The organism is Methylobacter marinus A45, assembly GCF_000383855.1.
Lineage (GTDB): Bacteria > Pseudomonadota > Gammaproteobacteria > Methylococcales > Methylomonadaceae > Methylobacter > Methylobacter marinus.
The window spans coordinates 3,537,917-3,549,730 of the sequence record NZ_KB912877.1 but is presented as its reverse complement, the minus strand read 5'-3'; the positions used below and the strand labels follow the sequence as shown (position 1 = coordinate 3,549,730).

Annotated in this window: 10 protein-coding genes and 1 tRNA gene; 5 read left to right on the top strand and 6 right to left on the bottom strand. The window is 52.0% G+C overall.

What is annotated here, in order from left to right; all coding sequences use genetic code 11:
• Positions 1–96: 96 nt before the first annotated feature.
• Genes METMA_RS0116905 through METMA_RS0116895 form a run of 3 tightly spaced genes read right to left on the bottom strand, consistent with a single transcriptional unit; the run spans position 97 to position 3,235 of the window.
• Positions 97–2,169, bottom strand: coding sequence for an Hsp70 family protein (locus tag METMA_RS0116905; RefSeq protein WP_020160293.1), 2,073 nt, complete (start codon positions 2,167–2,169; stop codon positions 97–99).
• On the bottom strand, positions 2,166–2,831 hold the full coding sequence (locus METMA_RS0116900; protein ID WP_020160292.1) for a DUF2760 domain-containing protein: 666 nt from the start codon (positions 2,829–2,831) through the stop codon (positions 2,166–2,168). The genes METMA_RS0116905 and METMA_RS0116900 overlap by 4 nt, the downstream gene beginning before the upstream one ends.
• A gap of 23 nt (positions 2,832–2,854) precedes the next feature.
• Positions 2,855–3,235 (bottom strand): hypothetical protein, encoded by a 381-nt coding sequence (locus METMA_RS0116895; RefSeq protein ID WP_020160291.1) that lies wholly within the window; start codon positions 3,233–3,235, stop codon positions 2,855–2,857.
• A 237-nt stretch (positions 3,236–3,472) separates the two neighbouring features.
• Here METMA_RS0116895 and METMA_RS0116885 point away from each other — a divergent pair, with 237 nt between their 5' ends.
• From METMA_RS0116885 to METMA_RS0116860, 4 genes are all read left to right on the top strand, one after another.
• Complete coding sequence (locus tag METMA_RS0116885; RefSeq protein ID WP_020160289.1) at positions 3,473–4,279, top strand: spermine/spermidine synthase domain-containing protein; 807 nt, start codon at positions 3,473–3,475, stop codon at positions 4,277–4,279.
• Positions 4,279–6,477 carry a YgiQ family radical SAM protein gene (locus METMA_RS0116880; RefSeq protein WP_020160288.1) on the top strand — a complete coding sequence of 733 codons (2,199 nt, stop codon included), beginning with the start codon at positions 4,279–4,281 and terminating at the stop codon, positions 6,475–6,477. The genes METMA_RS0116885 and METMA_RS0116880 overlap by 1 nt, the downstream gene beginning before the upstream one ends.
• Positions 6,478–6,499: 22 nt before the next feature.
• Positions 6,500–6,575: transfer RNA gene (locus METMA_RS0116875), tRNA-Thr, on the top strand.
• Between the two features lie 749 nt (positions 6,576–7,324).
• Entirely contained in the window at positions 7,325–8,143 is an 819-nt protein-coding gene (locus METMA_RS0116860) for a Fic family protein (protein WP_020160285.1), read from the top strand.
• 78 nt (positions 8,144–8,221) lie between these two features.
• On the opposite strand, the gene METMA_RS0116855 is transcribed toward METMA_RS0116860, so the two are convergent.
• From METMA_RS0116855 to METMA_RS0116845, 3 genes are all read right to left on the bottom strand, one after another.
• Positions 8,222–8,956: a TSUP family transporter gene (locus METMA_RS0116855; protein ID WP_020160284.1), complete on the bottom strand. Its 735-nt coding sequence runs from the start codon at positions 8,954–8,956 to the stop codon at positions 8,222–8,224.
• Positions 8,957–9,393: 437 nt separating this feature from the next.
• A complete protein-coding gene (locus tag METMA_RS0116850; protein ID WP_020160283.1) occupies positions 9,394–9,600 on the bottom strand; it encodes a hypothetical protein in 207 nt (68 codons plus the stop codon).
• Positions 9,601–9,825: 225 nt separating this feature from the next.
• Positions 9,826–10,956 carry a hypothetical protein gene (locus tag METMA_RS0116845; RefSeq protein ID WP_027147407.1) on the bottom strand — a complete coding sequence of 377 codons (1,131 nt, stop codon included), beginning with the start codon at positions 10,954–10,956 and terminating at the stop codon, positions 9,826–9,828.
• Positions 10,957–11,470: 514 nt separating this feature from the next.
• Between METMA_RS0116845 and METMA_RS24885 the strand changes: the two genes are divergently transcribed.
• Positions 11,471–11,814 (top strand): helix-turn-helix domain-containing protein (locus METMA_RS24885; protein ID WP_040590640.1); only part of this gene is annotated, 344 nt, incomplete at its 3' end.

Sequence of the window (11,814 nt, the reverse complement as noted above, 5' to 3'; positions counted from 1 at the left end):
ATGAATCATTGAGGTGGCTATTTATCAGGAATATATGCCTGTACCTGGAGAATTTATGCCTTGGCGTCGGGCGGCCAAGCGGCCGCCCTGTCAGTCCTATGCTTCTGCTTCTGCTTTTGCTTCTTCGCCCGCCCGGACATCAAACTCGATCTTCCAGCGGCCGTCGTCTTTTTGCGAGACGGCCTGCAGTTCCAGCGTGCCGACTTCCGTCACGGCCGCGAGCAGATGAACGGGGATGACTTCACCGGGCCGGCGACCTTCCTCCGGCAACGTGACTTCAATTTCGTCCAGTTCTTCAAGCTCGCCCTCGGCCCAGTAATCGAGGCTCGTGCCCACGACATCGTCACGGCGGGTGTTGGAGGCGAAGAAACGGAAACGCACCGGCTCGCCGATCACCAGGCCGAATTCGTCGTCGGGCAACTCCTCTTGGGTGCCCTCTTCCATGCCGAACGGCGCGATGCACAGTGCCTCGATTTCAGGAGGCATGCCGGGTACGGCCGGCATGGCGCTTTCCACGCCGACGTAGTAGGACGCAGCCGTGCCGCCTTTAATGCGCACGCCTTTGCCTTTGCGCACATAGCCGTAATAAGCGGCGCCGCGCGCGACGGCCAGGTCGAGGTCGGCACCCTGCAACAGTCTGGCTTCGGGCGCCTGTTCGGCCGCCAGCCAGGAATTCAGGACTTCCATCAGCCGGTCGGCCAGCACCTGGGCTTTCAGCACGCCGCCGTTAAACAATACAGCCGTCGGATGCAGAAACGAGGCATTTTCGGGCAGATTGATGTCTTTTAAATCCTCGGTCGCGCCTTGCTGTTTGGCCAGAAACGCCGCCAGATGCCGGGTAATGCCCGCATCCTGCGCATAAGGCAGGCCCGTGGTTCTCAGGCCGCCGCGCGTACGGCTGATCGGCCGGTCGCTGGCCGCCACCCTGGGCAGAAAGCCCTCGACCAGGACGCGATTGACTTCATCGCGCGTCAACTCGCTGCGCAGTGTGCCGCCGATCAATGACGAGCCGCGGCTGGCGACGACCAGCGGAATCGTATCGATCTCGGGATTGTTGAAGATTTTTTCCTTGGCATCGCGGCAGCTGTGCGTCAACGCCTGTATCTGCCACGGTTCCAGACGCCTACCGTCCTGTTCCAGCTTGGCTTTGACCGTATAGGCCAGCGCCAGGTCCATGTTGTCGCCGCCCAGCAGGATATGATCGCCGACCGCGACACGCGTCAATTCCAGATTGCCGTCCTGTTCGGTGACGGCGATCAATGACAGGTCAGTGGTGCCGCCGCCGATATCGACGACCAGGATGATGTCGCCGCATTTGGCATAATTGCGCCAATCGCCATGGCTTTTCTCGATCCAGCTGTACAGGGCCGCCTGCGGCTCTTCCAGCAGAATCGCCTGCTCCAGCCCAACGGAGCGCGCCGCTTCGACGGTCAGTTCCCGTGCCGCCGGATCAAACGAGGCCGGCACGGTAATCACCAGGTCCTGCTTATCCAGAGACGCGCCAGGGTGCTGGTTTTCCCAGGCATCGCGCAGATGCCGCAGGTAAGCGGTGGTCGCCTGGAAAGGAGAGACGCGCTCGATTTCGTCCGGCGCTTCGGCCGGCAGAATGGCCGATTTGCAGTCGACGCCGGCATGGCACAACCAGCTCTTGGCGCTGGCGATCAGGCGGATCGGCGTTTTGCTGCCCAGGTTGCGCGCGATCTCGCCGACCAGATAGTCCGGCTTGGGATTCCAGGGCAGCGAGGTAGAGCCTTCGGCAAGCTCGGACTCATGCGCCTGATACATAAATGACGGCAACTGCTCCTTATCTTCGACTTCACCGGGCGAGGTCAATTGCGGTATGGGCATGACCTGCTGGGAAAATTCATCCTCTATTTTGCTGAGATCGGCATAGGACAGCACACAGTGAGTGGTGCCCAAATCGATGCCGACCGAGAACCGCGGCCCATCATGAACGGCGGTTTCAGTGCTCTCAAGTCTGGCTTCCGTTTCAGTGCTTGTTTGTTGCTCTTCGCCCGCTGGTTGATTCTCGTTTTCAGGATTTTCAGATTCCGGCATTTCGCTCTCTGTAGGTTCTAAATCAGTAGCGGCGTTTTCCGGCTCAGCGGCGGCAGCCTCCTCCTTTTTTTTCAATACATCCGACTTTATATGGCCAAACAGCTTTTTCATAATTCAACCTCCGCTGGTGCAACGATCTGGGCATTATGGCCCTGCGTCAATTTAGGCAGGCGAATGTCCGTCACCTTCCAGCCTTTGTGGACCAATGTGCCGGTAAACGGCGCCGCGCCGACAATATTGCCTGTCAAGCGTACGCTGGCGGCATCAAAACCTTTCTGCAAGGTCACTTTCGTGCCTTCCTGTTCGCCGCGTACCGGCGCCAGGCTGAAATGCTCGTTGATGGCCTTGTTGCAGCCTTCGTGCACGACACGCGCGGCGATACCGATATCGGCATCGCCATAGGCGGAAATATCTTCCTTGATGAAATCGATAAAGCGCGCTTCTTTTTGCAGTAAACCCAGTAATTGCAAGGCCGCGTCGGGCGTCGCTTCTTTCAATACCACAGGTTCCGGTGCCGGCGCGGGGACGAGTTTTTCGACCTCGACGATTTTTTCGACGATCTTAACTTCCGGTTTTGGCGCGGGTGCGGGCGCGACCGGTGCGACAATCGGCGCTACCGCTTTTTTGCGGCCGCGGGCCAGACTGATCACCATGGCCAGCAGCAAAATGATCAGAATCAGCGACAACAGCGCCACGGCGCCTGCCAGATACACATGCCACAAGTCGAGCGTGGTCGGTACCCGCGTCAAATCAATTGCGTAGTTAGTATTCATTCAATTAGGAGCTCATTGGGTTATTATTGTTGACCCGCTTTGCGGGCGGCTTCGGCAAACATCAACTCCTGAAGCACGGCACGAGTGGTTTGGATGCGCGTCTGTTTCAGGTGGCGGTCGGCGACTACGCCGGGCACTTTTTCTTCCGTGTACACTTCGCGCATTTTCGCCAGGACCGGCTCGCATTGTTTGATGAGACTTTCCGTTGCCCTACGGCTTTCCAGTTGCTGGTACGCCGGTTTTTTCATTTCTTCCACGGCGCATTTTTTATAGTTGTATTTGGCTTCCTGAATTTTTTTCATCGTCGCTTCAGTCAGTACGGTGTTATGCCATTCGTTTTTCGCATCATCAGCGAAAGCCGTTACTGCCGACAGCAACATAGTCAGGAAAAAAAGCTTTTTCATGATAGTCCTCAATATTAAACGTTTAATTTTACGCGAACTGGTTAAAAAATATGTAATGAACATCGAAATCGGGGCGGATGTCATTTTTTCAATACTTCCATGATAAATAACATAGTATGATGGAATGACTGTTTATTCAAAATAGAAGCCAAATGCTCTTCAAATGCCCGCGCCTCCGACCCGCTGGACATTATTCACCTGTATAATGATCAGCCCATTAAACACTAGCAATCTTTTATGTACAAATATGATGGCCGACTGATCCACCAAAGCCACGATGATGACGGCATTATAGAGGTGGTCGAGCTCAACGGCGTCAGATCCTTGCATTTCGGTTCCTATCCCAGACAAAGCAGCATGCGTGTCGCCGCTCCCGACAAGTTGCAATTGGCTTATGTGCGCGCCATGACCTGTTGGCTGTTGTTCAAGCAAACGTTGGCTGACGAAGCTCTGATTGTCGGTTTAGGCGGAGGTTCACTTACCAAGCATTTGTTGCATCATTTTCCCGACTGTCGACTCAGGGTGGTGGAATACCGAAAAAGCGTGGTCAGAATCGCGCGCAGCCATTTCGGCCTGCCGCTGGATCCGCGCCTGAAAATCATAGTCGACGACGGCGGACGCTATATTCTTCAGCGGACCGAAACCGAACGGGAACAATACAGCCTGCTGTTTGTCGATGCCTTCGATCATGAAGGCATGGCCGAATCCATCTGCAACGAAACGTTTTTTCAGGCCTGCAAGCCGCTGTTAAAAAAAGACGGCATATTGGTCATGAATCTTTGGGGCACCGACAAAGCCCTGTTTACTAAAGTCGCCCGATGGCTGGGCCGTGCCTTTCAATGGAGAATTTTATTTCTGCCGGTTCGCTGCAAAGGCAATATAATCGCTTTTGCTTTTAATGACGATTCAACCCTTTATTCCATGCGGGCTTTAAGAACGAGAGCATCGGCTCTTGAAGAGCACTATCAAATTGAATTTCCGGTCTTCCTGAGAGATCTCAATACCCATAACACCAGCACGCTTAACAACCTGATAAAACCATGATGTCTTCCGCTTTACCCTCCGTACCCAACCTTTTCAGCTATCGCAAATACTGGGCGCAGCGATTCGGCGTAGCGCCGGCATTGCCGATGAGCCGGGAGGAAATGGATGATCTGGGCTGGGATTCGTGCGATATCATCCTCGTGACCGGCGACGCTTATATCGACCATCCCAGCTTCGGCATGGCGCTGATCGGCCGTCTGCTGGAAGCGCAGGGCTTTCGGGTCGGCATCATCTCGCAGCCCGACTGGACCAGTGCCGGCGACTTCCGAAAACTCGGGCGCCCGAACCTGTTCTTCGGCGTGACCGGCGGCAACATGGATTCGATGGTCAACCGTTATACCTCGGACAAGAAGATCCGCTCGAACGACGCCTATACGCCGGACGGCACCGCCGGCAAACGGCCCGACCGCGCCGTCAACGTCTACTCGCACCGCTGCCGCGAAGCCTACAAGGATGTCCCGGTTATCATCGGCGGCATCGAGGCGAGCCTGCGCCGCATCGCGCATTACGACTACTGGTCCGACAAGGTCCGCAAATCGGTGCTGCTCGACTCCAAAGCCGACCTGCTCGTGTACGGTAACGCCGAAAGGCAGATCGTCGAGATCGCGCACCGGCTGGCCAGCGGCGAAACCATTTCCGACCTGAAGGGCATCCGCGGCACCGTACATTTCGTCAAGCAGATTCCCGAAGGCTGGATCGTCAAGGATTCCACGCATATCGACATGCCCGGCCCCGTGGCGCCGCCGCAGAATCCCTATCAGGAACAGCCCGCCTGCGAGATCAAGAATTCGGCCGGATCAGACGGCGAGAAGGTCATCCAGTTCGACAAGCACCTGATCAGAGGCCGGCGCGCGCAGACCGTGATCCGCTTGCCCGACTACGAGGACGTCAAGGACGATCCGATCCTGTACGCCCACGCCTCGCGCGTCATGCACGGCGAGACCAACCCCGGCAATGCCCGGCCTTTGGTGCAGATGCACGGCTCGCGGCTGCTCTGGGTCAATCCGCCGCCGATTCCGCTGACCACGAAGGAAATGGACGGCGTCTTCGACCTGCCCTATTCGCGCCTGCCGCACAAGGCCTACGGCAACGCCAACGTGCCCGCCTTCGAGATGATCCAGCATTCGGTCAACATCATGCGCGGCTGTTTCGGCGGCTGCTCCTTCTGCTCCATCACCGAGCATGAAGGCCGCATCATCCAGAGCCGTTCGGAGGATTCGATCATCCGCGAAATCGAGGCGATACGCGATATTTCGCCCAATTTTACCGGCCATATCTCCGACCTGGGCGGACCGACCGCCAACATGTACCGACTGGCCTGCAAGGACGAGAAAATTGAAGCGGCCTGCCGCAAGCCGTCCTGCGTCTATCCGGGCATCTGCCCCAACCTGAATACGGACCACACGCCGCTGATCAAGCTGTACCGGCGTGCGCGCGCCCTGCCCGGCATCAAGAAAATCTTCATCGCCTCCGGCCTGCGCTACGATCTGGCCGTGGAATCGCCGGAATATGTCAAGGAACTGGTCACGCACCATGTCGGCGGCTATTTGAAAATCGCCCCGGAACATACCGAGAAAGGCCCGCTGTCGAAAATGATGAAGCCGGGCATGGGGACCTACGACCGCTTCAAGACCCTATTCGACAAATTTTCCAAGGAAGCCGGCAAGGAGCAGTACCTGATCCCCTACTTCATCGCCGCGCATCCCGGCACCACCGACCACGATATGCTGAACCTGGCCTTATGGCTGAAGCGCAATGGTTTCAGAGCCGATCAGGTGCAGGCCTTCCTGCCTTCGCCGATGTCCATCGCCACGGCCATGTATCACTCCGGCAAGGACACCCTGCACAAAGTCAGCCGTACCGTCGCCGACATTCCGATCCCCAAAAGCGTCAAGCAACGCCGCCTGCACAAAGCCTTCCTGCGCTATCACGACCCGAAAAACTGGCCGCTGCTGCGCGATGCGCTGAAAGCCATGGGCCGCAGCGATCTGATCGGCAACGGCAAACATCACCTGGTGCCGTCATTCCAGCCCAAGGGCACCGTCGAGCCCGCTGAACAGAAAATCCAACGTTTTAAAACCAAATACACCGGACTGGACAGTAAACGCAGCGAAAAAAGCCAAAGGCCGGCCGGCAACAAAAATAAAACACAGCGTAAGAAAAAAAATTTAAAAAAAGTACTAGGCAAGAAAAAATAATTATGTATAATACTCCTCATTCGCTGGTGTAGCTCAGTCGGTAGAGCAGCTGATTTGTAATCAGCCGGTCGCGGGTTCGATTCCCATCGCCAGCTCCAATACAATCAAAGGCTTGCAGAAATGCAAGCCTTTTTTGTTTGTACCGGGGTTAGGTATGGGTTAGGATTTCGAGGGAAAGCTGTAGCTCTCTAGAGAATGCTAATTGCCCCACATCACAAAAACCTCTTTCAAATATCTCCCTCTTCCGATTCAGTAGCTATGCCAATGCGGCTAGCGCATCATCGTTTTTACAAATCCTGTTTGCTCATCGCTCGTTGGACATAGTCGATCAGCATGTGTGCTTGATCACACCTTGCTGTATTGCAACTGCGATAATCAATGACCAGTTGACCCTCCACCGATCCGATACCTGAAATTCCACCACAAGCATTTGATCATGCTTAATGATGCTTTCTATCAGCCTAAACAGAAACATCAACAATCGCTGTCAGCTTGCGCCGACCCGATTGTTCGGTAACCATGGGACGGCTCTGCCTGAGTGCCAATCTGTAGCCGCTTCTGATCCCAGCGCTTTTCATAGAATGTGCCCACATAGCCTCCGAGGTAATGTTGCCCTAGACCGCTACAGTTTTCACATTTGACATAAGACAGATATTCGGCCATAGCGACTAACTCATAAACATAATCACCCTGATGGATACCGTGGATATTGATGGTTAACAATCAGTAAGCGGCGGTGCAAACTGGCCAAGTGTCAGGCATAATAAAATCCGAGTGGTCCAGCAGGATAAAAGCTATTGCGGACAACAGGTCTACATCAATATCGGATGTTTCATGGAGAAGTAATGTGAAGCGTTTTTATGACGGGCTTGATGATGAGATCAAAGTCATCTTATTAAACCAGATTCGGAATTTGTGGACACACGCTTCCACGGCGATCGAAGGCAATACCCTATCGCTAGAAGATACTGCTTTCGTACTCGAGGAAGGCTTAACAGTCTCCGGAAAACCCCTTAAAGACCATGAAGAAGTCGTTGGACATGCCAAAGCCATCGATCTGGTCTATCAATTGCTGGACCTCGACAGGTTTACGGAAACGGAGTTATTCGCCCTACACAAGGCGATACTGACCGAGCGCGTCAGGGACATCTACAAGCCGGTAGGCGGCTGGAAGAAAGCGCCTAATTACACCTCTTATATCGATCAGAATGGAAAGCAATCAGTGCGTGAATATCCCTCACCACAATACGCCCCAAAATTGATGGCGCAGTGGCTGGATAACTTTAATGCTTTTTTCAAACAAGAACTTTCTCGGGATGCGGCCTCGCAGGCCTATGCGGATCTGCATCTTGATTTTGTGACTATTCACCCGTTTTCTGACGGCAACGGCCGGCCGGCCCGATTGCTGTCTAACCTGCCAGTGTTGAAGTCGGGGTTTCCGCCTATTGTGGTACCGAGTACGGATCGGCAAGCCTACAAGGAAACACTTTCCAGCTACCAAGACACTATCCCTCATCTGGCCGAGGTTGATGATATGGCCGCCTTTCCAAATAATGCCGAAAGAACTCGTTTTCTTGAATTATGCGCGCGCTATTGGACAGAAACGATGACGCTTTTGGAAAACGCCCAGATGCTGCAGCGTAAGCGGAACGACAGAAAGCTATGATTAAAACTAGCCAACAATAATAACGGACCATAATAAGCCAAGCACAGGCAAACCATAAATAAAATTAAACTTATAGCGCTACAAGTGCCATAACCCCAAAGCGCTAACCAGTACCAGACCGCCGCCAACCCAGCGTTTAAACAATAGATCGTTGCGCATTATGGCGTTATGCGCTTTCAAGCCCAGCATATGCCCAACAGCGGCGATCGGTATCAGCGTCAGCGCCGCTGGAAAATGCAGGTCAACCGACAGGACGATAAATGTCGTCATTTTGATGCTGACCAGGATAAACCATAAGACAAACAAGGTATCGCGCAATTGATCCTTGCTGACGTTACGCATATAGACGGCTACCATCAAGGGAGCGCCGGTCAGGGAAGTGCCGGCGACATAGCCGCCTAACACCAGTAGCAGTTTGTCTGCCCAGTTTCGGCTGCTTTCAATGGCGCGATTGAATAACCAGGTCAAACCATAAAACAAGGTGATTGAATAAATGAATACGTTCAACCACAAGATCGGCAGACTCACCAGTCCGAATACGCCGATGATAGCCGGGGGAATAATGTAAATCGAAGACCGCCGTAAATACTGCCAGTCGACATTATGCATGCGGGTGCGCAATGTCAAACCGGAAAAGAACAGCAAATGTGTCCCGATAATGGGTAACCACAAACGGGGATCATTGTGTACGAACAACATCAGCGGCAAGCCTAATGCGGCGCCGCCAAAACCGAGTCCGGTCCGGACAAAACCGGCCCAAACGAACAATAGGGCGATGATCAGCGTTTGATCAAGCGAGAAATCGAGCAACATAGTCAAAAATTCTTAAACCGCATCCAGTATTTTTCAGTTTTCAAAGTCCGCTTTATCAGTCTTTCCATGTCTCGGATAACTCACGGCCATCAAATCGGACCAGTTTAACAAAGAAGCCGGTCAGATACAGGTGCCAAGCCTTCAGTTTGATGTTTTCCGCTCTCTTTTCACCTGTTTCATCAGTGAATTTTGGATATCGAGTTCAAGCCTTAACTTGTGCCCTCTCCTTTAATCAGGCAATTTTTGCATTAGTTCTCATCTTCCGAACATCATGTCTTTTTATGGATAAATCCTATCACCGCCTAGCACATTAAAAGCCGCCATATTCAAATCTTCTGCGATCGCTTTCACATCTATGGCGTATCCTCCATCAATACGGATACAACATGGCTTTTCATAAAGCCACACCTCGACAGCAAACCGATGTTCAATTTCAATTAATTTTTCACATGGCACGAACCCGAAATAGGTTCCGTTTCCTTCATCCGACCATCGCAATTCCGGATATCGTTTTTCGATCGTTTTTTTATTTCATCGACCTCAATTTCAGGATCCACAATCAAATCTTTGCTAAAGTCCCAAAAACTTTCAATGTTTCTGGAAGTCCGAAAGACAATGCTGTCTTTTAAACCATCTTTAAGCATCTTTATTTTCCAATGTATTTTTTCAGGTGTTAAGCAATTCGCGGGGTCAACTTCTACTGCATTCGCAATAACCGGCACATAATCAGGCTGAATCTTTTCTACTGCGATAGATAACCGACCTTGGGCGCAGGCTTTTTACCGGTCTTTAACCGGTGAAATTGCTTCACCGGGATGCTTGTCGTTGATGAATAACCGTTCGGAATGGCAGCCCCAATGTTTGAAATATTATCGTTGGTTCAACGGCTTCCATTCGCCTGTTTTTCGCATTTCCTGCAATGAAGAGTATTCGCATCTTACATCGGCGATGCTGTAAACATACTGCGTTTCCATGTACCTTTTAAAGTTTGGGTATACTTCTACTAATACGGGAATTGGCGTTCTGGCCAGAACATAAACTTCAAGTTCTCCATCATCCCTAACTTTGGCAAAATCTAAAAGAGTGACGACCGCACTTGGATGATTAGTCCTCGCTGAAATAAGAATACTAGTTGGAATTCGCTTGTATTCAATATCGTCCAAAGCTTCCGAGAAAAGATCTTCCGAATCATAATCGGTGGCGAAATAAGTCAAGTGATCGACGGGTAAAATGATCTGGCCGAGATCCTGTTCATAATACCCTGTAGAGGTCAACGGGGCGATCGTCATCAACCAGCCGTTGCTGATTGCCAGAAACTCCCGATACGACTTGGGCATGGAAAATTGCTTGCCTTCGAGCAAACTTCTGGCCTCATTGATATAGATATCTCCTGGCCCAAAAACAGATAGCGGGGGTTTTTGCTGCAACCGTGCTTCAGCTTGCTCAATGGCTGCTTTTGTGGCTGGTTTTTGAAACAGCCCCCCGTTGACGATAATGGCATCATCAATATCGAAGCCATAATCCAAGCGGGTAAACTTTTCGCCGGCTTCCGCGATAAATGAAAATTTGCCCGCCTTGGCTTCGTTTTGGCCTTGCTCGATCAGTTCTTGCGTGTATTTCGAACGGCTTGTCTCGGCCGCCTGAAGAGCGGCCGCTGAAAATGTTTTGATTTTCTCAAGACGATCCTTAATCTTTGCATCTGAAGTATTTTCCGAAGCACTTAGTCCGCCCTCAAAAATTTCAAGATAAGAATCGTCTAGACCATATTCTTGTAATAAGGCTTGCCTTTCTCGTTTTGTATGAGCGACATAACGGGGATACCAGCCAAACTCCAGTCTGGTCTTGATAAACGCCCGCATGTATTCGTCATTCCATTGTGTTAAAAGCGACTTCCACCCGAGTTCATCAATGGATAGTCGCGGAGGCTGGCATTGTTTCAACTGTTCTTTTTCTTTTTGTTGTCTAATTTGCCCTTCCTTTATTAACTCTTTGTAATCCATATTTTTATCGTGGCTCTTATTGGATTCCGGAGAGATCCCAAATGTTATTGAAACCTTGAATTTGAGGTTCATAATCCCGACATAGGACGAATGATTACCCTACATCAGCTATTCGACAATGCCAAATGTTTTGAAACGATTCGCGCCTTGCGCTGGCCGAATAAAGTGTCTTGCCCCAGTGCCGTTCAGAAGCCATGATCAAGCAGGGCAAGGATGATGCCCAGCCTGAACGACAGCGCTATGGCTGCAAACCCTGTCAGCGCCAATTCGGCGATTTAACCGGTACGATTTTCGCGGGCCACCATCAGCCTCAACAAGACACCCAAAACTCATCCAATAGCCTACATTTAATTGCGGAGGAAGCTATGGCGACTAAACAAATTGCTATGTTATTGGACAACTAAAATGAGCCAGAATTGGCCAACAATTTTGAGCCACTTTTTCCTTTATCTTTATCTCATTATTTGCCACAGTCCCTGGCTTTTGTTCAGGGAGCGGCATGAAGGAGTGGCTAGTGATCCATCAGATCAAAGCATTACATAACCACGGCAATGGCTTATCGGAGCGCCAAATTGCCAAACAATTGGGCATTTCCCGCAACACGGTCAGCAAGTATTTGAAGCTGACGGAACCTGCCATTGCGGCGCTGCTGGCCGATACGGACCGCACCAAGAAGCTGGACGATTACCGCGGCTATATCATTCAACTGCTGCAAACCTATCCCGGCCTGTCGGCCGTGAAAGTGCTGCGCAAGTTGAAGGCCAAGGTGGATGATCTGGCCGTGTCCGACCGTTCAGTGCGGCGTTACATCCAGGCGCTCAAGCAGGAGCTCCCTGTCAGGCAGGCCCGCTACTATGA